Origin of the sequence: Tautonia sociabilis (genome assembly GCF_003977685.1) — a bacterium.
In the GTDB taxonomy this organism is placed as follows: domain Bacteria; phylum Planctomycetota; class Planctomycetia; order Isosphaerales; family Isosphaeraceae; genus Tautonia; species Tautonia sociabilis.
Map to the genome: position 1 here is coordinate 90505 of NZ_RYZH01000018.1, position 26462 is coordinate 116966.

19 protein-coding genes are annotated in these 26462 nt (G+C 68.5%); 12 read left to right on the top strand and 7 right to left on the bottom strand.

Annotation, left to right across the window (positions count from 1 at the left end):
• Nucleotides 1-200: 200 nt before the first annotated feature.
• Nucleotides 201-1202, top strand: coding sequence for a 3'-5' exoribonuclease YhaM family protein (locus tag TsocGM_RS11105; RefSeq protein WP_233578743.1), 1002 nt, complete (start codon nt 201-203; stop codon nt 1200-1202).
• Between the two features lie 73 nt (nt 1203-1275).
• A complete protein-coding gene (gene rnr, locus TsocGM_RS11110) occupies nt 1276-3549 on the top strand; it encodes a ribonuclease R (RefSeq protein ID WP_126725436.1) in 2274 nt (757 codons plus the stop codon).
• A gap of 5 nt (nt 3550-3554) precedes the next feature.
• On the opposite strand, the gene TsocGM_RS11115 is transcribed toward rnr, so the two are convergent.
• A complete protein-coding gene (locus TsocGM_RS11115) occupies nt 3555-3872 on the bottom strand; it encodes a hypothetical protein (RefSeq protein WP_126725437.1) in 318 nt (105 codons plus the stop codon).
• A gap of 868 nt (nt 3873-4740) precedes the next feature.
• On the opposite strand from TsocGM_RS11115, the gene TsocGM_RS28110 reads away from it, so the two are divergent.
• Nucleotides 4741-6114, top strand: coding sequence for a hypothetical protein (locus TsocGM_RS28110; RefSeq protein ID WP_449342995.1), 1374 nt, complete (start codon nt 4741-4743; stop codon nt 6112-6114).
• Nucleotides 6115-6225: 111 nt separating this feature from the next.
• Here the strand turns inward: TsocGM_RS28110 and TsocGM_RS11130 are convergent, their stop codons facing one another.
• Nucleotides 6226-7125 carry a M28 family metallopeptidase gene (locus TsocGM_RS11130; protein ID WP_126725439.1) on the bottom strand — a complete coding sequence of 300 codons (900 nt, stop codon included), beginning with the start codon at nt 7123-7125 and terminating at the stop codon, nt 6226-6228.
• A gap of 473 nt (nt 7126-7598) precedes the next feature.
• On the opposite strand from TsocGM_RS11130, the gene TsocGM_RS11135 reads away from it, so the two are divergent.
• The 7 genes from TsocGM_RS11135 (at nt 7599) to TsocGM_RS11165 (ending at nt 19214) form a co-directional block, all read left to right on the top strand.
• Nucleotides 7599-8264, top strand: a complete 666-nt coding sequence (locus TsocGM_RS11135) for a TetR/AcrR family transcriptional regulator (RefSeq protein ID WP_233578745.1) — start codon at nt 7599-7601, stop codon at nt 8262-8264.
• A gap of 11 nt (nt 8265-8275) precedes the next feature.
• Complete coding sequence (locus TsocGM_RS11140; RefSeq protein WP_126725455.1) at nt 8276-9649, top strand: efflux RND transporter periplasmic adaptor subunit; 1374 nt, start codon at nt 8276-8278, stop codon at nt 9647-9649.
• 352 nt (nt 9650-10001) lie between these two features.
• Complete coding sequence (locus TsocGM_RS11145) at nt 10002-10754, top strand: class I SAM-dependent methyltransferase (protein WP_126725441.1); 753 nt, start codon at nt 10002-10004, stop codon at nt 10752-10754.
• Between the two features lie 40 nt (nt 10755-10794).
• Nucleotides 10795-13989, top strand: coding sequence for an efflux RND transporter permease subunit (locus tag TsocGM_RS11150; protein ID WP_126725442.1), 3195 nt, complete (start codon nt 10795-10797; stop codon nt 13987-13989).
• Between the two features lie 88 nt (nt 13990-14077).
• Entirely contained in the window at nt 14078-14998 is a 921-nt protein-coding gene (locus TsocGM_RS11155; RefSeq protein ID WP_126725443.1) for a PP2C family protein-serine/threonine phosphatase, read from the top strand.
• 238 nt (nt 14999-15236) lie between these two features.
• Complete coding sequence (nuoL, locus tag TsocGM_RS11160) at nt 15237-17495, top strand: NADH-quinone oxidoreductase subunit L (protein WP_233578747.1); 2259 nt, start codon at nt 15237-15239, stop codon at nt 17493-17495.
• A gap of 48 nt (nt 17496-17543) precedes the next feature.
• On the top strand, nt 17544-19214 hold the full coding sequence (locus tag TsocGM_RS11165; protein WP_126725444.1) for a complex I subunit 4 family protein: 1671 nt from the start codon (nt 17544-17546) through the stop codon (nt 19212-19214).
• Between the two features lie 3 nt (nt 19215-19217).
• Here TsocGM_RS11165 and glmS read toward each other — a convergent pair whose 3' ends face one another.
• From glmS to TsocGM_RS11185, 4 genes are all read right to left on the bottom strand, one after another.
• The gene (gene glmS / locus TsocGM_RS11170) at nt 19218-21050 is read right to left on the bottom strand and encodes a glutamine--fructose-6-phosphate transaminase (isomerizing) (RefSeq protein ID WP_126725445.1); all 1833 of its coding nucleotides are present in this window, start codon (nt 21048-21050) and stop codon (nt 19218-19220) included.
• 69 nt (nt 21051-21119) lie between these two features.
• The gene (locus tag TsocGM_RS11175) at nt 21120-21815 is read right to left on the bottom strand and encodes a queuosine precursor transporter (protein WP_126725457.1); all 696 of its coding nucleotides are present in this window, start codon (nt 21813-21815) and stop codon (nt 21120-21122) included.
• A gap of 198 nt (nt 21816-22013) precedes the next feature.
• The gene (locus TsocGM_RS11180) at nt 22014-22259 is read right to left on the bottom strand and encodes a hypothetical protein (RefSeq protein ID WP_126725446.1); all 246 of its coding nucleotides are present in this window, start codon (nt 22257-22259) and stop codon (nt 22014-22016) included.
• A gap of 14 nt (nt 22260-22273) precedes the next feature.
• Nucleotides 22274-22633 carry a PspC domain-containing protein gene (locus TsocGM_RS11185; RefSeq protein ID WP_126725447.1) on the bottom strand — a complete coding sequence of 120 codons (360 nt, stop codon included), beginning with the start codon at nt 22631-22633 and terminating at the stop codon, nt 22274-22276.
• Between the two features lie 219 nt (nt 22634-22852).
• Between TsocGM_RS11185 and TsocGM_RS11190 the strand changes: the two genes are divergently transcribed.
• Nucleotides 22853-23209: a PilZ domain-containing protein gene (locus TsocGM_RS11190; RefSeq protein WP_158633496.1), complete on the top strand. Its 357-nt coding sequence runs from the start codon at nt 22853-22855 to the stop codon at nt 23207-23209.
• Nucleotides 23210-23254: 45 nt separating this feature from the next.
• On the opposite strand, the gene TsocGM_RS11195 is transcribed toward TsocGM_RS11190, so the two are convergent.
• On the bottom strand, nt 23255-24694 hold the full coding sequence (locus TsocGM_RS11195) for a Gfo/Idh/MocA family protein (RefSeq protein ID WP_126725449.1): 1440 nt from the start codon (nt 24692-24694) through the stop codon (nt 23255-23257).
• A 177-nt stretch (nt 24695-24871) separates the two neighbouring features.
• On the opposite strand from TsocGM_RS11195, the gene TsocGM_RS11200 reads away from it, so the two are divergent.
• Nucleotides 24872-26140 carry a DUF6807 family protein gene (locus tag TsocGM_RS11200; RefSeq protein ID WP_126725450.1) on the top strand — a complete coding sequence of 423 codons (1269 nt, stop codon included), beginning with the start codon at nt 24872-24874 and terminating at the stop codon, nt 26138-26140.
• Nucleotides 26141-26462 lie beyond the last annotated feature (322 nt).

Consider the following 26462-nt stretch of genomic DNA (forward strand, 5'->3'; position numbering starts at 1 on the left):
GTTCGTTCCGAACATCGGCCGGAGGGTATGGCGACCGCGATCCCAGGAGCGGCCGGGCTGGAGGTGCCCTTCGGCCCGGCTTGACCCTCCGGTCGCGCCGGGCCTAGAATCGCACCTCCCGACCTCGCCAGACCCGCTCCGGGTCTTGTGACACGGGTCCCGATCCTACCCTCGACCCGACGCCCGAGCCGGCCGCCCGCATGATGACCCGTCGTTACGTCAAGCAGCTCGCCAACGGCGAGGCGGTCGATGAGGTGTTCCTCGTCGCCGAGAAGCAGCTCCGCTCCAACCGCCAGGGGCAACTTTACTTACACCTCGACCTGAGGGACCGCTCGGGGACCATCGGCGCCCGGCTCTGGAACGCGACCGAGGAGCAGGCGCGCTCCTTCGACGCGGGGGACTACCTCCGGGCCCGGGGCAAGGTTCAGATCTTCCAGGGGGCGGCCCAACTGATCCTCTCCCAGATCGAGCCGACCTCGGCCGAGGGCCTGGACCCGGGCGAGTTCCTTCCCCGAGCCGCCCGGGGAGCGGCGGAGATGACCGCGAGGCTTCGCCAGTTGCTGATGGGCGTTTCCGACCCGCACCTTCGGGCGCTGGCCGAGTGCTTCCTGATCGACGACGAGTTCCTCTCGAAATTCACCGCCGCCCCGGCCGGCGTGCGCGTGCACCACGCGTACCAGGGGGGTCTACTCGAACACGTGCTCACGCTGCTGGAGGTGGCCGACCGGATCGCTCCGCTGTACCCGGATCTCAACCGAGACCTGCTGATGCTGGGGATCTTCCTGCACGACGCGGGCAAGATCCAGGAACTCGACTACCACCGGGCGTTCGGCTACACCGACCAAGGGCAGCTTGTCGGCCACATCGTGCTGGGGGGCGAGCTGCTGGCCGAGAAGGTGAAGAGGACCGCCGACCTGACCGGGGAGCCGTTCCCAGAGGAGACGCTCCTGCGGCTCAAGCACATGATCGTCAGCCACCACGGGCCGGCGGAGTTCGGTAGCCCGAAGCCGCCGATGACCCCCGAGGCGATCGCGCTGCATTACCTCGACAACCTCGACGCCAAGGTCCACGCCTTTTCCCGGCAGATCCGGGAGGATCCCGCCGCCGGGTCGACCTGGACCTCCTTCGACCCCAATCTCGGCCGTCGCCTGTTCAAGGGGGCCTCCCCCGTCCCCGACGACGACGGGGGATTCCAGCCCTGACCGCCCGCCTCCGGCACGGCTCGCACCGCGGCACGGGATCCGGGGGGCCTTTTTCCGATCGGAGGACGCGGCGATGGCGACCCCGGATTACGAAGCCAGGGTGCTCGGCGCCCTCTCCCGGCCCGACTACTCGCCCACAACCGTCAAGGCCCTCTCCCGGGAGTTCGGCATCCCGGCCGCCGACTACCCCGACTTCCGCAAGGCTGTCAAGCGGCTGGTCAAGCGCGGGGCTCTCGTCGTCAACCGAGACAAGACGCTGGAACGGGCGGCCGAGGCCGCCCGAAAGGCCTCACCGGGAGCGATCCTCGGCACCTTCCGGCGGTCAGCCAAGGGGTTCGGCTTCGTCCGGCCGAAGGGAGTCACCGATCGGGCCGATCACATCTTCATCCCCGAGAAGTACACCGGAGACGCCTCCTCCGGCGACGAGGTCGCCGTGAAGATCACCCGGCGCTCCCGGACGCCGGGCATGAACCACGAGGGGAAAATTCTGCAGGTTGTCGAACGCGCCTCCGGCGTCTTCGTCGGCACCTATTTCGAGGACGACGGCCAGGGCTTCGTCCGGGTGGACAAATCCACCTTCCGAGAGCCGATCTACGTCGGAGACCCCGGCGCCAAGGGGGCCCGACCCGGCGACAAGGTCGTGCTGGAAATGGTCCGCTTCCCGTCCCCCGACCTGGAGGGGGAGGGGGTCATCACCGAGGTTCTCGGGCCCCGGGGCCGGCCCGGCGTGGACACCCTGATGGTCCTCCGCGCCCACAACATCCCCGAGGAGTTCGACGAGAACGTCCTCCGGGAAGCCCGGGAGCAGGCCAGGACGTTCCACGAGGACGACCTGCAGGGGAGACTCGACCTCCGCGATCTGCTCACCGTCACCATCGACCCCGCCACCGCCCGGGACTTCGACGACGCCATCTCCCTGTCGAGGGATGATCGCGGCTACTGGGAGCTTGGCGTCCACATCGCCGACGTGGCGCACTTCGTCCCCCGGGGCTCCGACCTCGACCGGGCGGCCCGGCTGCGCGGCAACAGCGTCTACCTGCCCGATCGCGTCGTGCCCATGCTGCCGGAGATCCTCTCCAACAGCCTCGCCAGCCTCCAGCAAGGGAAAACCCGGTACGCCGTCAGCGCCCTGATCGAGTTCAACGAGGAGGGAATCCGCACCGACTCCCGGTTCGTCCGGTCAGCCATTCGGGTCGACCACCGCTTCTCCTACGAGCAAGCGTATGACGCGATGATGAACCCCGATCGCCCCATCGAGGGGGTCTCCCCCGAGATCCGGGCGCTGCTCTCCCGGATGCTCTCCCTGGCGATGACCCTGCGTAAGCGGCGGTTCGCCCGGGGGGCGCTGGAGCTGACGATGCCGGAAGTGGAGGTGGAGTTGGGGGAGCAGGGAGAGGTCGTTGGCGCTCACCTCGCCAAGGACGACGAGAGCCATCAGGTGATCGAGGAGTTCATGCTCGCGGCCAACGAGGCCGTCGCCGAGTTTCTCACCGGCCGGGGCCTCGACTTCCTGAGGCGGGGGCACGACGACCCGCAGCCGGAGAAGCTCCGCGAGTTCGCCGAGTTCGCTCGAAGCCTCGGGTATCCCATCGAGAGCGCGCAGAGCCGGTTCGAGCTGCAACGGGTGCTCGACGAATCGAGGGACCAGCCGGAGCGCTACGCCGTGCACTTCGGCCTGCTCCGGAGCCTCAAGCGGGCGCAGTATACCGCCGAGCGGGCCGGCCACTATGCGCTGGCGAGCGAGGACTACTGCCACTTCACCTCGCCGATCCGACGCTATCCCGACCTCCAGGTCCACCGCGCCCTGCTCGCCGCCTTGGCCGGCAAGCGTCCGAAGGAGGACGTGGACGAGCTGGTCGCGCTGGCCGAGCACTGCTCGAGAACCGAGCGCCGGGCGGAATCGGCCGAGCAGGAGCTGATCAAGATCAAGCTGCTGACCTACCTGGCCGATCGGATCGGCCAGGTCTACCACGCGGTCATCATCGGGGTCGAGGATTTTGGCTTTTTCTGCCAGTTGATCGAGCTACCCGTCGAGGGGCTCGTCCACCTGGCCAGCCTGCAGAGCGACTACTATGACCTGGAGCGGGAGACGCACTCCCTGACCGGCCGCCGCCGAGGCCGCCGGTTCCGGCTCGGCGACCGCGTGGAGGTGCGGATCTGGCGCGTCGATGTGGACCGTCGCGAGCTGGACCTGGTCCTGAGCGAGGAACTGCCCTCCGAGCTGCCCTCCCCCGAGGCGAGAGGCCCTCGCCCTCGTCCTTCGGGACGGCCGGGCTCCCCGCCGTCGAGACGGCCCTCGGGCCCGCCCAAGCCTCGGAAGAAGGGAAGCCGAACGCGGCGATCGTGAGGGGATCAGGACCCGGCCGGGACGGATCGAGACTCGACCGATTCGGGCCATCGCGTCGTCAGCACGGACCCGCTCCGGGCCGATCGGCTCGGCAGTTCGAGAAACTCCACCGTCTCCTCCTCGGAGGAAATCTCGACGAGGTACCAATCTCGGCAATTGCCGCACGTCCCGATCAGCCGATCCGGGTCGAATTGATCCGGCTGCACATAGTCCAGATGGCCGGAGCAATTCGGGCAGCGCTCGGGGGGGAGGCCATCAGCGCCGAGACGGAACGGGACCCGCTCGAAACGGAGGGAAACCATTCCTCGCTGGGATCGCGGCATCGCAGCGCCCTCCTGTCAAAGGCCTCCCTGTCTTCGGGGAAACCGAGACTTCGATCGACAGAATCAGGCATCATCGCCGATTCTCAGTATAAAGCAGAATTCGGATCGATCGCAAGCATAACTTTTCAAGAATACCGGCCACGGTGCCAAAAAAACGGAACTCTAGGCCGCGAGGAATAGGCCTCCGTTCCCGCCGACGAAACGTCTCTCGGCCCCTGAGGACCAGCCGGCCGCCGTTTGATCGGGTCAGATCCGACCTGCCCCAGCGGGAGGCCAACCTGGAGAGGATCGAGCGCTCCTCCGCGCTGGGATCGAGGCCCTCAAGTCCTCCCGCCTCGTCCCTGAGCGACCACGGGACCGCTTCCGCTTCTGATGACATCGGGCCGCGCGATCAGTCCCGATTCTTCAGAGCTCGCGTGTCATTCTGACATTCCCGAGCGTCGCCCCGACGGACTGATCGCCAGAATCCGATCCAATGGAAGCGCTTCCGGCGAATGGTTTCCGATCTCGGCACCGAGGCACTCCATTTGCTGACTCATCTTGAACCGAATCGACCCGGGACGATGCGATCGGGCTCGTCATGTTCGTCGATCCGGTTGGGTTGATCGGGAGGATTGGGAGGATCTTTGGGTTTGGGGCGCGAGAAGTGCCTGCGGTTTTACCGGCCGATCCAGGTTGCCCATGTTATAGTGAAGTGGAGATGTCTGCGGGATCGTCCGAGCGAACCGGTGGAGCGGTTCCGGGGGCGATCGGTCGCAGGTGTTGGAGACGCCCCGGGGACGGGGACGTCCCGCCTCCGCCCCGAGGAATCGCCGAACGAGTTATGCACCAGCGAGGAGAGCCGCGAGTCGGCTCGGAGGTATCAATCATGTCCAAGAGCCAGGGAGTGACGCGGCTCGCCGCGCTGGCCCTGCTCGTACTCGGGACCGTGGCCCCGGCCGGGGCCACGTATTGCGGCGCGGCGTCGTACCGGATCTGCGCCGCGCCGGTGGTCCAGACCGTCGACGTGGTGGCCATGGCCCCCCGGTACGAGACGGTGATGAAGACCGTGTACGAGACGGTCTACGAGGTCCAGCCGACCACGGTGATGCAGACCCGCTACCGCACGGCCTACCGGACCGAGCAGTACCAGGTCCAGCGGCCGATCGTCGAGACGGTCGAGCAGGAGCGACGCTACACCGTCATGAAGCCGGTCTACGAGACGGCCGAACACGAGCGACGCTACACCGTCATGAAGCCGGTGATCGAGACCCAGCAGCGCGAGCGACGCTACACCGTCATGAAGCCGGTCTACGAGACGGCCGAACACGAGCGACGCTACACCGTCATGAAGCCGGTGATCGAGACCCAGCAGCGCGAGCGACGCTACACCGTCATGAAGCCGGTCTACGAGACGGCCGAACACGAGCGACGCTACACCGTCATGAAGCCGGTGATCGAGACGAGCACCGTGCAGCGGACCTATCGGGTCTTGCGGCCGGTCGTCACCCAGCGTCAGGTTGTCGAGGAGTGTGGGGCGTACGAAACGCAACTGGAGGTCGTGCCCGGCCCGATCGTGCAGCGTCGGGTGCCGGTCGCGGTCGCGTCGTGCGACCCATGCGAGGAGCCCCGGGGCCTGCTCGGCGGCCTGCTCCACCACAAGAAGCGGGCGTTCGCGACGGTCGCCGTGCAGTGCCCGCCCCGAACCGTCGCCCGGCGGGTCTTCGTCTCGAAGCCGGTCGTCCGGACGGTTTCCGAGACCAAGTATGTCGCCGAGACCCGGGTGCAGGAGATCCCCGTCCAGACCTGCCGCTATGTGGCGGAGGAGCGGGTCGAGCGCATCCCGGTGACCACCTGCCGGTACGTCGCCGAGGAACGTGTCGAGCCGTACCAGGTGCAGACCTGCCGCTATGTGGCGGAGGAGCGGGTCGAGCGCATTCCGGTGACCACGTGCCGATACGTCGCCGAGGAACGTGTCGAGCCGTACCAGGTGCAGACCTGCCGCTATGTGGCGGAGGAGCGGGTCGAGCGCATCCCGGTGACCACCTGCCGGTACGTCGCCGAGGAACGTGTCGAGCGCGTCCCGGTCCAGCAGGTCCGCTACGTCACCGAGACCGCCGAGCGACAGGTGCCCGTGACGGTTCGAGAGGAGGTCCCGGTCACGGTCCAACGCTGCGTTCCCCGGGTGGTCGCCCGGCCGGTGCCGGTCACCGTCTGCTCGATGGTGCCGGTGGCGGTGCCCACCTGCCTGACCTGCCCCTGAGCATCGAGTCGAGCCAAAGCGATCGCTCGACGCCCGTCGGGGGACCATCCCCCCGGCGGGCGTGGTTCGATTCAAGGGGGCGATGCGATGAATCGCCCAGCGTCGCGACGCTCACTCTCGGTCGGGGTCCCTGAGCCGTCGATCGTCGCCGACCTCGGCGTGGCCGGGGATCTCGTCGGATCGATCCAGCGCTAGGAGGTACGAGAGGACCAGAGCGTAGGTCCGGACATAGGTCTCCTGGTCGACGTTCTCGAAGCGGTCCTTCTCCGAGTGGATGAGCTCGAAACGGTCGAGCGGCAGACCGTCGAAGGTGATGGTCGGGATTCCCGCTCGCTCGAAGGGCATCGAGTCGGCGCCGACTCCCCGGATGACGTGGCCCTCCAGGGGAAGGTCGTTCGCCTCGGCGACACGATGGGCGATCGCCTCCAGGGCGTCGTTCGAGCCGTTTTCCCAGAGGAACGGCCCGCCGGCTCCGAGAACCTCCAGGTTCACCATCGCCCGGATCCGGTCCACTCCGGCGTCTCCGAGCTGATCGACGTAGAGCGAGGAGCCGACAAGCCCCTGCTCCTCGTAAGCGAATCCCAGGAACACAAAGGTGTGCGTCGTGGGCACATCCTTGATCGCCTGATACAGGTTCGAGGCCATGCAGGCCCCGGACCAGTCATCAATGATCCCGTCCCCGACCCCCACCTTGTCCAGATGGCCGCCGACGACAATCACGGCGTCGGTTGCTCCCGGCTTGGTGACGATGACGTTGTGCAGCAGGGGGTCGCCCTCCCGTCGGCCGGGGACGGCCTGAAGCTCGATCGCATCGGCCGGCGCGCCGGCCTGCTCGTAGAGTGCCTTGAGCCGGGCCACCCGAGCCGGATTCTCTCGGGGAGCCGAGGCCAGCTCCTCGATCAGCTCGTTGTCGGGGACCGGCGCCGGGGCAGGGGATTGCCCGATCGCGGCGATCGGGGGCAGCGACATCAGCACAGCGAACCATCGGACCGAGGCGCGGACGGTCAGCATGGGTCAGACTCCGAAGGTGAGATCCGAGGGGCAGGAACGACTCGACGAGCGATCGGACCGGAGGAGGCGACTCCCTGCCGAGGAGGAGGCCTCGGACACTCTCCCAATCCGACGGCCAGGCCCGGCGCCCAGCGTTGCCTTCCCCCCCAGGCGGGACCAAGCGGCACGTCCTGAGCGATCGGGCCTGCGCGCAAGGCTCCCGGGGAAGTTCCCTTCGCCGGCCAGGAAGATCGGCTCCTTTTTTGGCCGGCATGTCGGCGGGCGCCGGGTTCCGGCGAACGGTCAGGCGCATCCGGGAAACGCGCAGGCGATTCGACTCGTCCGGCGAGGGAAGCGGATCGAGCCTAACCGACCTCCCCGAGCCGATGCCAGCCGGCTCCCCCCGATCCGGGACGGCCGGGCTTGACGGATCCCCCGAGCGACCGGATACTACCTACCGTTCGGTATACGACCCAAAACGCCTGGATCCGAGCGTGAATCCGAACGGACCGACGCCGCCGATCGGGGAGTCCGCCAGCGACGCGGCCCGGGAGATTCTCCGGGTGGCGGCGCGGTTGTTCGCGGCCCGGGGGTACGACGCGACGTCGGTTCGGGAGATCGTCGAGGCGGCGGGGGTCACCAAGCCGACGCTGTACTACCATTTCGGGAACAAGGAAGGGTTGGCGCAGGCCCTTCTGACCGTGCCCATGCGCCGGCTGATCGACGAGCAGCGGGCGATTCTCGACCGCCCTGGCGACCCGGTCAGCCGGTTGGCCGATCAGATCGAGTCGCACTTCGCCTTCTGCCGGGAGGAGCCCGATCGCGCCCGGTTCGTCTACGGCCTGTTCTTCGGGCCGAACGCGCCGGGACTCTCGTCGGAGGTGGCCCTCTACGGTGGTCGGCTCGCGGAGCTGCTCACCGAGGCGATCCAGGGGCTGGTCCGGGCCGGGATCGTCCCCGCCGAGCGGGCGGGGCGGTGCGTTGCCGCCGTCCAGGGGCTGATCACCTTCTACACGACGGATTACTTGTACCAGGGCGCGAACCTGGGGCCGGGGCTCGGGCGTCGCTTGGTTGAGGACCTGCTCCTCGGCTTTGCCTCGCCGAGGGGAGCCGAGCGGGAAACCGGCCCCGAACGGGAGGCCCCCCCGGGGGCGTCGTGATTCCGATGGCGATGCGACACGCGATGGCGAGGCCGGCCGCGGTCCTCCTGATAGGGGGATGCGCGCTGGCGACCTCGGGATGCGGCGGGGCGGCCGATCGGGAGGCCGAGGCCTCCGATCAGGAGCCCAGGCCGGTGGTGGTCACCACCGCCGAGGCGGTCGTCCAGCCGGTCGAGCGGGCGATCGAGGTCGTCGGGACCCTTCACGGCTGGGAAGAGGTGACGATCGGCTCGAAGCAGACCGGCCGGGTGCTGATCGTCCGCCACGACGTCGGCGACCGGGTCTCCCCGGGAGAGCCGCTCGTCGAGCTCGACCCGGTGGACGCGAAGCTCGCGGTCGATGAGGCCCGGTCTCGGCTGCTCGCCGAGATCGTCCGGCTTGGCATCACCGCCGAGCAGGCGAGGCAATTCACCACGCGCTACGGCGTCTCGGAGGAGATCCTCTCGAACGAGGAGGTGACGAGGATCATCCTCGAGATCCCCTCGATCCAGCAGGCCCGGGCGACGCTCGAACAGGCCGAGACGCGGCTGAATCGTCAGCGTCAGCTCGCCCAGCGCGGGGCGGGGACCGTGCAGGAGCTGCAGGACGCCGAGAGCGAGCATCGGATCGCCCTGGCCGCCCTGGACAACGCGATCGTGACCGCCCGGACGGTGGTGGCCAACGCCCTCTCCAGCCACGTCTCCCTCCAGCAGGCGGAGGAGGCGCTGCACGAGATGACGATCGCGGCGCCGACCCCCTCGGCCCTGCCGCCGGGCGTCCCGGAGGTCGGCCAGGTCCGCTATGCGATTCGGCGCCGGCATGTCTCGGAGGGGCAGCTCATCCGGCCGGGAGACTCGGTGTTCGACCTCATCCTGGAGCACCCGCTCCGGCTGCGGGCCAGCGTCCCTGAGCGGTTTGTGGCCGAAGTGGCCGAGGGACAGCCGGTCACCCTCTCGGTGGCGGCCTTCCCGGGGAGGTCCTTCGACGGAACCGTCTCCCGGATCAACCCGGCGGTCGACCCGGTGAGCCGGACCTTCGAGGTCGAATCCGAGGTCCCCAACCCCGACCTGACCCTCCGCCCCGGCGGCTTCGCCAAGGCGAGGATCGTGACCGATCGGGAGGACCACGCCACGCTCGTGCCGATCGAGGCGGTCGTCCGGTTCGCCGGCGTGGTCAAGCTGTTCCTCTTTGAGCCGTCGGGAGAGGGCGGGTTCGCCAGGGAGTTGCAGGTCGTCACCGGAGCCGAGCGGGACGGGATGATCGAGGTCGAGGGCGGCCTGCCCGAGGAGGCCGTCGTGATCACCAGCGGACAGTCTCGCCTGGCCGACGGCACTCCGGTCGTCCTCCGTCCCGAGGCCCCCGTCCCGGGCTCCCCCGAGGCCCCGGCGGCCCCCGAGGCGGAGTGACCCCCTCGTCGAGGAGGACGGCATGCGACCCTCCCCCTGGGACCTCGGGAGCCGGATCGCCCCCCGGAACTCGCGCGTCTCGGGGGAGATCCGTCTCGGGGGGCCTGGCCCCCGCCATCGTGTCGCATCCCTCCTCCCTCGCCCTCAAGGGGGGCTCCGCGCGGGGAAGCGATCCGAAGCCAAGGGGCCAGTCCCCCGGCCGTTCCGGAGGCCGGCAAGGAGGGTGCTCGGTCGGTCGCGAGGCTCCGAAATCTGCCCTACCCGCGACCGATCGCCGGTCATTACGATCGTGGCCTTCGCAGGCCCCCGGTCTCGGGGCCCTGCCCCCGGCCCCGGTCCAGCGACCCTCCCGATGAATCCCTACCGAGACGCCTTCTACTCCCGCCAGGCCGAATGGCACGGCTACGCCGGCCCGGAAGACGTCCGACGCCGGCACGAGCAGCGCATCCCGTACTATTCCTGGTACACCCGCGGTTGGCTCGACCTGCCGAGAAACACCCCAATCCTCGACATCGGCTGCGGGAGCGGCCAGTTCCTCTACTTCCTCCGATCGCTCGGCTTCACCGACACCGTGGGCATCGACCTGGATTCCCGGCAGGTTGAGATCGGCCGATCGCTCGGCCTCGACTGCCGGAACGTCCCCGCTGGGGACTTCCTGGAGGCGATGGGGAGCCAGGGGAAGTCCTTCGGCCTGATCGCCCTGCTCGACATCATCGAGCACTTCACACGAGCGGAGCTGTTCCCGTTCCTCGAGGCGGTCGTCTCCCGGCTTCGGCCCGGCGGCTCGCTGCTGATGAGCGTTCCGAACGCCGAGAGTCCGCGCGGCCTGACCCTGCTGTACGCCGACATCACCCACGAGCTTGCCTTCACTCCTGTCTCCTTCGGCGAGCTGATGCTCTGTCACGGCCTGATGAACCTTCAGATCCGGGATCCGTGGCCCGCACCGGTGTGCCCCTCTCGGCGTGTCTACCGCGCGGTGGTCGGCGCCGCGAGGGCGATCGAAGCGGCCCGGCTGCGGCTGCTCGGGCTGGAGCCTCCCCGGAACTGGTCGCCGGTGATCTGGGCGCTGGCCAAGAAGCCGGCCGCGGATCCCCCGTCGCACTGATCGATCCCCCGCATCGCCTCCTCCTCAAGAGGGACCTCGGATGACCGTCTCGGACGTCTGCATCAACCGACCCGTCTTCACCTGGGTGCTGATGCTCATCCCGGTGGTGCTCGGGCTGGTCAGCTACAACCGGCTGGGCGTCGACCTGTTCCCGGACGTCGAGTTCCCGGTCGCCTCCGTCACCACCGTCCTGCCCAACGCCAGCGTCGAGGAGATGGAAACCTCGGTCACGAAGCCGATCGAGGACATCCTGAACACCATCTCCGGCATCGAGGAGCTGCGCTCGACCACCTACGAAGGGATCTCGATCGTCACCGTCCAGTTCGACCTCTCGAAGCAGGCCGATGTCGGCGTGCAGGAGGTCCGGGACAAGGTCAACGCGATCCTGCCGAACTTGCCCGACGGAATCGAGTCGCCGGTGGTCTCGAAGTTCGAGACCGACGCGATGCCGATCCTGACAATCGCCGTCTCCGGCCGCCGAGACTTCCGAGAGGTGACGGAAATCGCCCGGCGCCGGATCAAGGAGCGGCTGGAGACGGTCAGCGGCGTGGGCGCCATCACGCTCGTCGGCGGCCGGACCCGGGCGATGAACGTCATCGTCGACACCGACGCCCTGGCCGCCTACAACCTGTCGATCGAAGACATCCGATCGGCCCTCGTGCGGCAGAGCCTGGAGGTCCCCGGCGGCCGGGTCGACCGCGGCAGCCGGGAGGAGATCCTCCGCGTGCTCGGCCGGCTGGAGACGGAGCGCGAGTTCAACGACCTGATCATCGAGACCCGGGACGGCTATCCCGTCCGCATCCGGGACATCGGCCGCGTCGAAGACTCGGTGGAGGAGCCCCGCTCCCTCGCCCGGCTCGACGGCGAGAACGCCGTCAGCCTGATCGTCCAGAAGCAGTCGGGCACGAACACGGTGCAGGTGGCACACGAGATCAAGGAACGCCTCCAGGAGCTGAGGGCCTCGCTGCCGCCGGACATCGAGACGGTCATCATCAGGGACCAGTCCCGGTTCATCGAGCAGTCGATCGAGGAGGTGAAGTTCCACCTGATCCTCGCCGCCGTGCTCGTCTCGGGGACGATCCTCCTGTTCATCCGAGACTGGCGGACCACCCTCATCGCCACGCTGGCGATCCCGACGTCGATCATCCCCACGTTCCTGTTCATGGATATCATGGGGTTTACGCTCAACAACATCACGATGCTCGGCCTGATCCTGGCCATCGGCATCGTGATCGACGACGCGGTGGTCGTACACGAGAACATCTTCCGGCACATGGAAGAGGACGGGATGGACGGCATGACCGCCTCCCGGATCGGCACCCGGGAGATCGCCCTGCCGGTCTTCGCCACGAGCCTGTCGCTGATCGTGATCTTCCTGCCGATCGCCTTCATCGGCGGCATCATCGGCCGATTCTTCGCTAGCTTCGGCTTCGTGGTCGCCTTCGCGGTGGCGATGAGCCTGTTCGTCTCGTTCACGCTGACGCCGATGCTCTGCTCCCGATTCCTCAAGCTGGAGGACGCCCGGCACACCGGCCACGCCAAGTCGAAATCCGGCGTCTTCTACCGGCTGGTCGACCGGAGCTACGGCTGGGTGCTCCGGCGCTCGCTGACTCGGTTCGGGATGCTCGGCGTGATCCTGCTCGCCGTGCTGGCGATCGGCTCGACGGTGCCGATCGGCATGGCGACCGGCTTCTCGCTCATCCCCCGAGACGACCAGAGTGAGTACGAGGTCGTCGTCCAGACCCCGGAAGGCTACACCCTGGAGCAAACCGACCGCCTCACGAAGGAGCTCGAGGCCCGCATCCGAGCCTTGCCGGGGACGAAGAACCTGTTCACGACGATCGGCTCGCTCTCCAACGGCGTCCAGGTCAAAGGGCAGGGGGACGTCACCCAGGCGACGATCTACGTCCGCATGCCCGAGCTGTCCGAGCGCCAGTTTAGCCAGTTCGAGGTCCAGGACCAGGCCCGGGCCATGATGGAGGCGTATCCCGACCTCCGTGTCAGCGTCAACGACGTCTCCGCCTTCCAGGGGGGCCGACGGGCCCAGATCTTCCAGATGAACCTGGCCGGTCCCGAGCTGGAGAAGCTCGCCGATTACGCCCAGACGCTCAAGGACCGCCTGGCCGCCCACGGCGGGATCACCGACCTGGACACCACCCTCTCGCTCCGCAAGCCCGAGGTCCGCGTCGCCATCGACCGCGAGCGCGCCGCCGACTTGGACATCCCGATTTCCACGATCGGCGAGAGCCTCCGCGTCATGGTTGGCGGCCTGCCCGTGACCACCTTCCGAGATGGCGGCGAGCAGTACGATGTCTGGCTCCGCGCCGAGGCCGAGGACCGAGGCTCTTCCGAGGCCCTGGAGAACCTGAACCTCTACTCGCCGACCGCCGGGCTGGTGAAGCTGACTAGCCTCGCCCGCCTGGAGCCGGACTTCGGCCCCACGGAGATCGAACGCCTGGACCGGGAGCGGATCGTCACGGTGCTGGGGAACCCGACGGCGGAGCTGCCGCTGGGCCAGGTCGTCTCCCTCTCGAACGAGATCCTCGAGGAGATCGGCATGGAGCCGGGCTACCGGGCCGTCGTCTCGGGCCAGGCGAAGACGCTGGAGGAGACGTTCGTTTACTTCACGGTCGCCTTCGTTCTCTCCGGCGTGTTCATGTACCTGATCCTGGCCGCTCAGTTCGAGAGCTGGCTGCAGCCGGTCGCGATCATGATGGCCCTGCCGGTGACGGTGCCGTTCGGCCTGCTGTCGATGCTGCTCTGGGACACCCCAATGGACCTCTACGCGATGTTCGGCCTGTTCATGCTGGTCGGCATCGTGAAGAAGAACGGCATCCTCCAGGTGAACGCCACCAACGACCTCCGCAAGGAGGGGTGGCCCCGCCTCGAGGCGGTGATCGCCGCCAACCACCTGCGGCTGCGGCCGATCCTGATGACCACGGTGATGCTCGTCGCCGCCATGATCCCGATCGCCCTGGGCCGGGGGCCGGGGGCCGGCTCCCGGGCGAGCATGGCCAAGGTGATCATCGGCGGCCAGATGCTCTCGCTCGTCCTGGCGCTGGTCGTCACGCCGGTCTTCTATGTCCTGCTGGACACGTGGACGAACTTCACCCGACGTCTCGGCATCCGGTTCTCCGTCCATGACGAGGGAGGCTCGGCCGGGGACGGCCACGGCCCGCAGGCCGAGAGGGCCGGGGAGCCGGTCGTCGCCGGCTCCCCAGGAGACGGCCGCTGAGTTCGGCACGGGAATGGCACGGGGGATCCGGCGTACCCGCCGGGAATCCCCTGGCCCCGCCCCCCCCCGACCGAGGGAGCGTCTTCCCATGCTGACGACCCACCTCACCGGATCGGTCGACTCCCCCGAGGACTCGACGATCGAATACCCGGCGTCCTCCTCTCACGGCCGCCTTCAGATCCGAACCCGATGTGACGGCCTCACCGACCGCGGCCGGAGACGGTCGAACAATGAGGACAGTTTCCTCATCGCCCGCCTGACCAAGCGGCTCGACGTCTGCCGGAGCAGTTTCGAGCCTCCCGGCAGCCAGCGAGAGGCGCGGGAGGTCGCCCACCTGCTGGTGGTCGCCGACGGCCTCGGCGGCGCGGCCGCGGGCGAGCAGGCCAGCTCGCTATCGATCGCCACGGTCGAGGACTTCGTCCTCAACTGCTTCAAGTGGTTCCTCCACTTCGAGCCCGGCGAGCAAGACGAGCTGATCCGGGAGCTCCGCCAGGCCCTCGAACGCGCCGACCGCGAGGTCTACCGAAGGGCCCAGGCCGATCGAGCGCTCGCCGGCATGGGCACGACCCTGACGATGGCCTACACCGTCCGAGGAGAGCTGTACCTCGCCCACGCCGGAGACTCGCGCGCCTACCTCTTCCGCGACGGAGCCCTCCGCCGGATCACCCGAGATCATTCCTACGCCCAGATGCTCCTCGACGCCGGCCACCTCTCTCCCGAAGATGCCCGGCTCCCCGGCATTCGCAACGTGGTCACCAACGTCGTCGGTGGACCTCGCGAAGGGGTCCACGCCGAGATCCACAAGCTCTCGCTCGAGGACGGCGACGCCCTGCTGCTCTGCACCGACGGCCTGAGCGAACCGGTCGACGAGCCGACGATCGCCTCCCTGATCGCCGAGCACGACGATCCGAGCGCCTGCTGCCGAGCGCTCCTCTCCCGGGCCCTCGACGCCGGCGGCCCGGACAACGTCTCCCTGATTCTCGCCCGGTTCGGCATCGCCCGGGGGTAGGGTTCGGTTCCCGTCCCGCCCCTCCGATCGCCGCCTTCCCGAGCGTCAGAGTCCTCGATCCCCGGCGCGAGGTCCCTCGCGCCGGCCGCCACACCCTTGAATTCCCTGCGGCCCCGATGCCATAGTTGAGCGACCACACCCCCGAACCCGCCCCCGAGCGGAGGGGCGGACCCACCCACCCGGACGGTTGATTGAGGCGAGGCGCCGGCGGATCGCCCGGGCTTCGCGAGGCGGAGCGATGATGGACGCCTGGCAAGGCTGGTTGTACGTCGCCGCCGTCGTGATCCCGCTCGCGGCCTTCGTCGTCCAGATCCTGGGGCTGCGTCTGTTTCGGAAGCAAACGGCCCTGATCGCCACGGGGGCGATCGCCTCGTCGCTGATCCTCTCGGCGATCGGGTTCGGATCGTACTTCATCGCCTCGGGGGGGATGCCCTCCCCGCACGCCGAGGGGCACGAGGGCGAGTCTCCGGAAGCCTCCCCGGCGGCCGCCGGAGCGTTCTCCGAGGGACGCGCCGCCCCGCTGGCCTGGAGCGGGAACTGGACCTGGGTATCGCTGGGAAGGGGGCTCCTCCCCGACCGCCAGCCGCTGGCCATCCCGATCGGCATCCGCATCGATGCGCTCGCGGTGCTGATGTTCCTGATGGTGACGTTCATCGCCACCCTGATCCATGTCTATTCGATGGAGTACATGGAGGGCGACCCCCGATACCCCAGGTTCTTCGCCTATCTCTCCCTCTTCTGCTTCTCGATGCTCGGGCTGGTGGCTTCGAGCAGCGTGTTTCTCGTCTTCGTGTTCTGGGAGCTGGTCGGCATCTGCTCGTACTTGCTGATCGGTTTCTGGTACGAGGATCGCTCGAATTCCGACGCGGCGAACAAGGCCTTCATCGTGAACCGGATTGGCGATGTGGGGATGCTCGTCGGCCTGGGGCTGCTCTGGACGCAGCTCGGCACCTTCGACATCGCCGAGATCAACGCCGGGCTGTCGGCGGTGGAAGCTCGCCAGGGGGATGCGCTGGGCCGAATCACGTCGGAAGACCCGGGAGCCGTGTGGAACGTGATGATCGGCGGCACCGAGCGGTCGATCCCGCACTGGATCCTGGTGCTCGCCGGCCTGGGAATCTTCGCCGGCTGCGTGGGCAAGAGCGCACAGTTCCCGCTGCACGTCTGGCTCCCCGACGCGATGGCCGGACCCACTCCCGTGTCCGCCCTGATCCACGCGGCGACAATGGTGGCCGCCGGCGTCTACCTCGTCGGCCGGTTCTTCCCGCTGTTCTCGGCGGAGGTGCTGCTGGTCATCGCCTACACGGGAGGGATCACGCTGTTCCTGGCGGCGACGATCGCCCTGGTGCAGGTTGATTACAAGAAGGTGCTCGCGTATTCGACCGTCAGCCAGCTTGGCTTCATGATGCTCGCCCTCGGGGTCGGCGGCTGGGCGGCGGGGCTGTTCCATCTGCTGACGCACGCCTTCTTCAAGGCGCTGCTGTTCCTCGGCGCCGGCAGCGTCCACCACGCGGTGCACACCTACGACCTCCGGCCGCTGGGAGGCCTGCGCCGGAAGATGCCGGTGACGGCGGCCACCATGCTCATCGGCACGCTGGCGATCTCCGGCGTTCCGCTGTTCAGCGGCTTCTACTCGAAGGACGCGATCCTCGCCTCGGCGATTCATTTCGTGTCCGAGCGTCCGGGACACGCCCTGCTGCTCGTCCTGCCCGCCTCGGGAGCGGCGATGACCGCGTTCTACATGTTCCGGATGTGGTTCCTCCTCTTCACCGGTAGTTCTCGGGGCTGGTCGGCCGCCGGCCTGGCTCCCGAGCACGGCCAGCGGGACGACCCGGCGGCCCTCGCGCACGAGAGCGGCCCGAGGATCACCTGGCCGCTCCGGATCCTCGCCGTCCCGACCGTCATGATCGGCTGGCCGCTGACGATTCTTCCCCTGGCGGTCGCTGGCCTGCCGTTCCATCCGGTGCTGGAGGACTGGCTCTCCTCCGCGGCGCCGCTGCCGGCCCAGCCGCTCGGCTCGGCGCAGTCCTGGGCGGCGGCGACCTCGCTGCTGGTGCTCGTCGTTGGCGTGGGGCTCGCCTTCCTGGCGTACCACCCGAGCAAAACGATCCGTCGCATCGACCCGGCCCGGATGGCGGCTCACCTGGGAGGGCTCTACTCCCTGTTCGTGAACTCGTGGTACTTCGACGAGGTCTACCAGGCTCTCGTCGTCCGCCCCTGCCTGGCGATCGGGAGGCGGGCGGCCTGGGTGGACCGGGTCGTGATCGACGGGATCATCGACGGCCTGGCGGCGATCACGGTGGCCCTCAGTCGGTTGGACCGGGCGATCGACGCCTCGGTGGTGGACCGGCTCGTCTCCCTGGTGGCCGGGATGATCTACGTCCTCGGGGGTGTCGGCCGTCGCCTCCAGACGGGTCGGCTGCGCAGCTACCTGATGGTCCTGTCGATCGCCTTCGTCCTCCTGTCGGTCGGCGTCCTCGTCTGGGTTGTCCGCTAGGCGGGCGCCCCCTCGGATCGGCTTGCATCGTCCCGGGATCGGATGATCATGAGCGACAACCTGCTCCTCAGCCTGCTCTGGGCCCTCCCGCTGGCCGGCAGCGTGCTCGTGCTCCTCGTCCCGGGGCGGAGTGACCTGGCCGTGAAGGGGACAGCGTTGGGGGTTTCGGCCCTGACGTTCGCCCTCAGCCTGGTCGCCTTCTCTTCCTACCTCTCCGGCGGCCTGGCCGAGACTCCGCTCGCCGATCGGGCCGCCTTGAACACGCTGACCGTTGCCGAGGGGACCGGGGCCGTCAGCCTGGTCGACGAGCCAGGAGACCTCGTCTTCCGGGGGCCTTGGATCCCGTACTTCCGCATCCAGTACTTCCTCGGCCTCGACGGCATCAGCCTCTCCCTGGTGCTGCTGACGGGGCTCATCAGCCTGCTGGCGTGCCTGGCGTCGTGGGGGATCGATCGCTCGGTGAAGGGTTACTTCTCGCTCTTCCTCCTGCTGCTGGCGAGCATGATGGGCGTCTTCCTGGCGCTCGACCTGTTCCTGTTTTTCGTCTTCTTTGAGTTCATGCTCCTGCCCATGTACTTCTTGATCGGAGTCTGGGGAGGAGCGCGGAAGGAATACGCGGCGATCAAGTTCCTGCTCTACACCCTCTTCGGCTCGGTCTTCATCCTGGTGGCGATCCTGGTCCTGTACTTTTACGCCCCGGACGGGGCCGAGCCGCTGCACACGTTCGACGCCCTGCGGCTGATGGCCAGGACCGAACACTTCACCGGGACGATCTTCGGGTTCGGGGTGCAGTCGGTGGTCTTCGCCCTGCTGCTGATCGGCTTCCTGATCAAGCTGCCGGCGGTGCCGTTCCACACCTGGCTGCCAGACGCCCATGTCGAGGCGCCGACGCCGATCAGCATGATCCTGGCCGGCATCCTGCTGAAGGTCGGCGGCTACGGGTTGATCCGATTGGCCTGGCCGCTGGCGCCGGTGGGCGCCTTCGAGCTGTCGTGGGTCGTGGCGGTCCTGGGAGTGGTGGGCATCCTGTACGGAGCGCTGGCGGCGATGGCCCAGACCGACTTCAAGCGGCTGGTCGCCTACAGCTCGGTCAGCCACATGGGATACGTGACGCTCGGGCTGGCGGCGATGAACCTGATTGACCCCCGGTACTACTCCTATGGGGTGAACGGGGCGATGTACATGATGATCGCCCACGGGATCACCTCGGCCGGGATGTTCTTCCTCGTGGGGGTGGTGTACGACCGCCTGCACACCCGGGACCTCGGCCAGCTCGGCGGCCTGATGAACGCGATGCCGGTCTTCGGCGGCGTGACGATGCTGATTTTCTTCGGGTCGATGGGCCTGCCGGGGCTCTGCGGGTTCGTGGCCGAGGTGTTCGTGGTTCTCTCGGCGTTCAACTACAGCTATGGGCTGGCGATCCTGGCCGCGGCGGCGGTCGTGCTGACGGCGGGATACATCCTGTGGGCGCTCCAGCGGGTCCTGCTGGGGAGGAACGACTCCCATCGGGGGTTGCCCGACATGAGCATGCGAGAAGTCGCCGTGGCGGCGCCGCTGGTGGTGCTCACTGTCTGGCTGGGCCTGTTCCCGCAGTCGGTGCTCGGCTGGGTCGGGCCGTCGGTGGATCGGGTCGTGGCGGCGGTGGCCTCGGCCAACGGAGCGATGCCGGAGGCGGAGGAGGTCGCCCTCAGCGACGCGGCCGGGGGCTCGTCGCGCTGAGGGTCATTCGACGGTGACGCTCTTGGCCAGGTTGCGGGGCTTGTCGATGTCGCAGCCCCGCAGCCGGGCGACGTGGTAGGCGAGCAACTGAAGCGGCACGACGGCCAGCAGCGGTTGGATGACCTCGGGAGCGTCGGGAATCGTCAGGACGTGGTCGGCCAGGCGAGCGAGCTCGTCGTCCCCCTCGGTGCCGACGGCGACGATCGGCCCCCGTCGGGCGCGGACCTCCTCGATGTTGCCGAGGGTCTTCGCGTGCAGGCTCCCTCGGGGGGCGACGAAGACGCTGGGGGTTTCGGGATCGATCAGCGCGATTGGCCCGTGCTTCATCTCGGCGGTCGGGTAGCCCTCAGCGTGGAGGTAGCTGATCTCCTTGAGCTTCAGCGCCCCCTCCAGGGCTACGGGGTAGTGCAGGTCCCGACCGAGGAACAGCGCGCTGCGGGCCTCGGCCATTCGCTCGGCGGCGGCGATCACCTCAGGCTCGCGATCGAGGACCCGGGAGAGCAGCTCGGGAACGGACTCGATCGCTCGGAGCACGTCCAGGCCGGCGGGGAAGGAGAGCTGCCGGAGTCGGCCGAGGTGCAGGGCGAGCAGGGTCAGCACCGTGACCTGGGCGGAGAAGGCCTTGGTGCTCGCCACCCCGACCTCGGGACCGGCGTGCAGGTAGATGCCGCCGTCGGCCTCGCGGGCGATCGTGCTGCCGACGACGTTGCAGATCGCCAGCGTGGGGAAGCCTCGGCGGCGAGCTTCCCGGAGGGCGCCGAGGGTGTCGGCCGTCTCGCCGGACTGGCTCAGGACGAAGACGAGTGTGCGGTCATCCAGGGGAGCGTTCCGATATCGGAACTCGCTTGCGTATTCAACCTCGACTGGCAGGTTCGCGAGCCGTTCGATCAGGTACTCGCCGACCAGGGCGGCGTGCCAGCTTGTCCCGCAGGCGGCGAAGACGATGCGTCGGATGCGCCGGAGCCGGGAGGGCGGGAGGTTCAGGCCGCCGAACTGGGCGGTGGCCTCGGCGGGGCGGAGGCGTCCTCGGCAGGCGTCTCGGACGGTATCGGGCTGCTCGTGGATCTCCTTCCGCATGTAATGGGCGAAGCGGCCGAGTTCGATGGCGTCGGGCCGCCAGTCGATGCGGTCGATCCGGGGGGTGATCGGCCCTCGATCCCGGTGCCGGATCTCGAAGCCGGAGGGAAAGAGGCGGACAATCTCGCCATCCTGGAGGTAGGAGACTCGGCTGGTGTGGGCGGCGATGGCGGCGGGGTCGCTGGCGAGGAAGTGCTCCTCGTCGCCGATGCCCACGACCATCGGGCTTCCCAGCCGGGCGCCGACGACCTGCTCGGGGGCCTCCCGGCAGACCGCCGCCAGGCCATAGGTTCCTTCCAGCCGGGGCAAGACGCGGAGGATCGCCTCCAGCAAGTCGCCGGCCGAGGGCAGCTCGGCGGCGATCAGGTGGGCGATCACCTCGGTGTCGGTCTGGCTGGAGAAGCGGATGCCTTGGGATTCCAGCTCTCGGCGGAGCGCGGCGTGGTTCTCGATCACGCCGTTGTGGACGACCGCGACGGCGCCGTCGCCGCCGAGGTGGGGGTGGGCGTTCGCGTCGTCGGCGGGGCCGTGGGTGGCCCATCGGGTGTGGCTGATGCCGCATCGCCCGGGGGCGGGGTCGTCGGCCAGGAGGGATTCGAGCTCCCGGACGCGGCCCGCCCGCTTGCGGAGGACGAGGCGACCGTCGTTCAGGGTCGCGATGCCAGCGCTGTCGTAACCTCGGTATTCCAGCCGGCGGAGCCCGGCAAGCAGCAGCGGCCCCGCGTCCCTCGGGCCGACATAGCCGATGATTCCGCACATGGGCCGCCTCGCAGCACCTTGCCTCTCCTCTCCTCTCCTCGGATCGCTCCGGCCGGCGTCGGGGCCCGGTCAGGTTTCCAGGGAGAAGGGAGTGAAATCGGTGTCGTAATCGAAGTAATCCTCGTGCTCGGCCCGTTTGAGGAATCCGACGATGCGGTAGGTCATGGGGGTGGCGATCACCTCCCACCCCACCTTCAGACAGTAGTTGGCGACCATCACCCCGAGCACGTCCTCCAGCGCCCAGCCGGGGCGGCCGAGGAAGGCGATTGGGTAGAAGAGGATCGAGTCGACCGCCTCTCCCGTCAGGGTGGAGCCGATGGTGCGGGTCCAGAGAAAGCGGCCGTCGGTCCAGAGCTTCATCTTGGCGAGGGTGTACGAGTTGACGAACTCGCCGCCGAAGAAGCCGGCCATCGAGGCCAGGATGATCCGCCAGGTGCCGCCGAAGACCGTCTCCCAGATCTCCTGGTTCGGCCAACTGGAGGCCGCCGGGAGGGCAAGCACCACCTGGCTGACAACCGCCGCGAAGCCGATCGCTCCGAAGCCGGCCCAGACGACCTTGCGCGACCGCTTGTAGCCGTAGACCTCGGTGAGGATGTCGTTGAACAAGTAGCTGATCGGGAAGAACAGCACCCCCGCCCCGAAGACGAACCCGAAGAGCTCAACCCGCTTGGGGGCCGAGATCAGGTTCGTGCAGAGCAGCACGGTCACGAAGCCGGCCATGATCAGGTCGTAATAGCGGTAGACCCGACCGTAGCCTCGAGGCATCGGGATCCGAGGCCGGCGGTGCTCGGCCTCGGGGATCGCCTCCGAATCGGGACCGTCGAGAACCGGGTCGTGCGTCGGCTCCATAAGGGGCTTCCATTGATCGAGAGCGGGCCGGGCGGAGCCCGCCAGGGAAATCGGAGTCGATCGGGGAGGGCCGGACTTGGGAGCGGGCTAGGCGTGCCGAGGAGGGGCCTCGGATCATCCGGGAGGGGGGGCTCCCCGGTCCGGGAGCCGGCGCCGGCCTCGGCGGGGGACGACGCTCAGGCTCAGGCCAACGGCGACCATCGCCAGGCCGAGCGCCAGGCCGGCGTAGAGCAGGGGCTCGACCTCCATGCCGAAGGTCTCCCGATTGCGAGCCGGCCCCCGGAGCACCAGAGCGATGCAGGAGAACTCCAGGATCGGGCCGATCAGGCGGAGGGCGAGGCCGATCCGGGGGGCGCTCATCGTCGGGCGGCTCCTCAGGAGCTCAGGCGGTTGGCAGTCTCCTCCGAGGGGATGATCAGCGCCAAGATCATATACAGGATGAACGCCGGGATGCCAGCCGTGACGAAGGCGATCACGGCGAAAACGATCCGCACCCAGGTCGGATCGATCCCCAGCGCCCGGGCGAAGGCGGAGCAGACGCCCAGGATCATGCGGTCGTTGATCGGCCTCCGCAGCGAACGATCGGCGATTCCCCCCTTGCCCAGCCCGACATCCCAGGGCTCGGCTCCTCCCCAGGACGGCTCGGGGCCGGCCCCAAGCCAGGAGAGGCAGTGCTTGCACTTGACCGCCTCGTCCTGGATCTCCTCGGCGCAGTACGGGCATCGCTTGGACATCGTCGTCTCCCCTCGACCGGCACTCGGACGGCCGCCCTGGTCACGCCGACGAGACGGCCTCCGCCTGGATCTTCGCCCCGGGGGGAAGGGTCTTGTGAGCGAAAGCCGCCCGAGCGAGGCGTTCGCTCGCGAATCGGAGGCGCCTTATGGTCAGATCGGTCCGGGATCGACCCCGGATGACCCCCCGTTGGCCCCGATCGAATCGACGAGCGACTCGCCGTGATCCTGACCGTCGAACGCCGTGCCTTCCCTCGCCAGCCGGCCCGGCCCAACCGCTCGATCCTGGAGTGGTGGGACGGCGAGGTCACCCGGTCCTCGCCGGGACGGCTGCTGAACATCAGCCCGGCCGGAGCGCTGGTCCGCTTGGAAGGGCCACCGACGATCAACCAGCAGGTCTGGATCCGGATGGAACAACCGGCTCGAACCCCCTGGATCCGCGGCCGGGTGGTCCATCAGGGAGAGGACCGGGTCGGACTCTGGTTCTTGGAGCCCTGCCCAAGCGATTTCCTCGAAGCGGCGCTGCAGGGAATCGCCTTCGGGAATGTCCTCGGGAGCCTCGACGGTCGGGCCCTCTGATCAGGCCGGCCCCCCCGGCCAGGCAGGGAGGGCCGGCCGGGACGATCAGCCGATCGAGTCGGGCACGACGAACGGCGCCCGGTACTCTCGGGAGAGCAGCGCGTTCGCCTGGGCGTCGTCAACGAAGCGTTCGGCCTCGCCGTCGAAGTGGAGCGAGCGGCCGAGGCGGTACTGCATGCCGTCGAGCGCCAGGCCGTTGCCGTCCTTGAGGTGCTCGCACATGCGATCGACGGCGTCCCGGACGGCCTCATCGGAGCCGAGGGCCTGGTCGATCGTGTCGAAGGAGCGAGGCTCCCCGACCCGGTAGGAGATGTTGGCCAGGTGGCAGAGGGCGCTGGAGACGTGCCCCTCGAGGATGTCGGCGTTCAGGTCGTCGGCCTTCCGGCTGCGGACGGCGGCGATGAAGTTGCCGAAGTTGCCGTCGCCAGGACCGCGATCGGCCTCGACCTTGGCCAGGGGCTCGCCCTCCCCCTTGCCCTTGGGGAAGAACTTGCCGCCGGCGACGACGCCCTCCTCGAAGTGGAGGATGTTGCCGACCATCTCGCCGCGGTAGGGCTTGGTCGGAAGGCCTCGGACCTCGAAAATGAGCTGGGTGTCGCCGAAATCCATCACGGCGATCTGCGTGTTCGGCGTCTCGCCCTGGTCCTCGTAGCCGAGCCGGCCGCCGAGGCTGACGACGCTCGTCGGGTAGGTGGCGCCCGGGATCATCCAGCGGGCGATGTCCATCTGATGGACGCCCTGATTGCCGATGTCGCCGTTGCCGAAGTTCCAGAACCAGTGCCAGTTATAGTGCACGAGGTTGGTGTGGAACGGGACCTCCTTCGCCGGCCCGAGCCAGAGGGAGAAGTCGATCTCGGAAGGGGGCTCCTCGGTCGGCTTGAAGCCGATGCTCGGCCGGTTCTTGTAGCAGAGGGCCCGGGAGACGAGCAGCTTGCCGTAGGTTCCGGCTCGGGCCAGCTCGGCCAGCTCGGCCCACGAGCGGCTGGAGCGGCCCTGGGTGCCGTGCTGGACGATCCGGTCGTACCGTCGGGCGGCCTGGACGGCGACTCGGCCCTCGTGGATGTTGTGGCTGCACGGCTTCTCGACGTAGACGTCCTTGCCGGCCTGACAGGCCCAGATGGTCATCAGGGCATGCCAGTGGTTGGGCGTGGCGATCGAGACGGCGTCGACGTCGGGTTGATCGAGCACCCGACGGATGTCCTGAACCGTCTCGGGGGCGTAGCCGGCGCGGTCTCGGACTTGCTTGACCCGCTTGTCAAAGGTGCGGACGTCGGGGTCGACCAGATGGGAGATGCGAACCCCCTCCATCCGGGAGAACTCGTCGACGTGCGCCCCGCCCCGGCCGTTGAGCCCGGCGATGGCGACGTTGATCGTCTCGTTGGCGCCGAGGATCCGGCCGGAAGCCCGGGTCCCACCGATCGCGAACCCGGCCCCGAGGGCGGCCATCGAGCCCGTGATGAACGTCCGTCTCGACGTGCGCGGCATGGATGCAGTCTCCCCGATTCGTTTCGGATCCGGGCGGCCCGGCGGCCTCCTCGTCCCCCCAGGATGCCATCTCTGGCGGAGATTGAAAGGAGAATCCGCCGGAGGGCGGGCGACCATCGCCGACCGATCGGGTAGGATGCCGGCCAATCGCGACCCGGAACCCAGGAGCATCTCCCCATGCGTCGTCTCGTCGTCCCGCTGGCGATCGCCCTCGCGCCGGTCCTCCTCGCCTCCCCGCCGAGCCGGGCCCAGTCGGTCCCCATCCTCGTCGAGGCCGGCGATCACGACCGGAGCCAGACCCCCGTCCAGGCCGTGCTCGTGCTTCCCGAGGAGTTTGGCAGGGGAACTGTGGCCCTGCTCGCCTCCGAGGGCGGCCGGCCGATCGTCGGCCAGTTGACGGCGCCGTCACTGCTGGAATCATCGCCGGGAGAGGTGCCCCGCGGTCACATCATCCGGGAATTGCACTTCATCCTGCCGGAGATGAAGGCGGGGGAGTCGGCCCGCTTCGAGCTGTCCGCGCCGTCGGTCAGGGCGTCCGAGATGGGCGGGTTCTCCTGGCGGAAGTCGGGCCAGGGGGACCTGCTCGTGAAGGGGGACAAGCCCGTCCTGCTCTACGTTAGGCCGACGCTGGACGAGTCGAGCCCCGAGGCCCGAGAGCAGACCTACAAGCCGTTCCACCACCTGTTCGCCCCCGACGGCCGGCTCGTCACCAAGGGGCCCGGCGGCCTGTTCACGCACCACCGAGGGCTGTTCTTCGGCTTCAACCGGGTCAGCTACGGCGACGGCAAGCAGGCCGACGTCTGGCATGCCAGGGGGAAGGCGTACCAGTCGCACGAGGAGTCGGTGCTCGAAGAGGCCGGCCCGGTCGTCGGCCGGCATCGGGTGCGGATCGACTGGCACGGTCAGGAGGGGGAGGTCTTCGCGGAGGAGACCAGGGAGGTGACCGCCTATGCCGTTGCGGGCAAGGGCTTCGCGATCGACTTCGCCTCCCGGGTCGAGACGACGGCCGGCCCCGTGCGGCTCGACGGCGACCCCCAGCACGCGGGCGTCCACTTCCGGGCCTCGAACCAGGTGGCCGACGTGACGAAGGACCAGACCTACTACCTCCGTCCCGACGGCAAGGGCCAGCCGGGAGCGACCCGAAACTGGGACCCCAGCACCGGCGAGGGGCCGGTCAACCTGCCCTGGAACGCCATGAGCTTCGTGCTCGACGGCGATCGCTACACCGTCGCCTACCTCGATCGCCCCGACAACCCCAAGGAAGCCCGCTACAGCGAGCGCGACTACGGCCGGTTCGGCTCCTACTTCGAGTACGAACTGACCGCGGAGCACCCGCTGGCGGTTCGCTACCGCCTCTGGCTCCGGGAAGGAGAGCTGACGGTGGAGGAGGCGGCCCGGCTCGACGCCGACTTCGACGAGCCAGTCCAGGTGCGCCTCCTCGACTGATCCCCCCCGTTCGAGGGAGGCGGCCATCGGGATCCACCGGAGGCCGGGGTCGGATCGCCCCGGCCTCCCCAGGATTCGAGCGATCCGCTCTCCGAGTGCTCCGGCATCACGCTCCCCGAACTCCAGTCGGTGCGCGGCCTCGCACCGGAGGGAATCGAGGAACGCTCCCGATCAGCAAACGGGTTACGTCGACACCGTTGAAACTATGAGAGGGGAGGTCGAGCCGACGGGGCCCGGGGCCCCGAGCCGGTGGAAGACTGGAGGTGTAGAACCGAACTCCTGCCCCACCGAACCGGAGGACTCCCGTGCACCACGTCGGCAT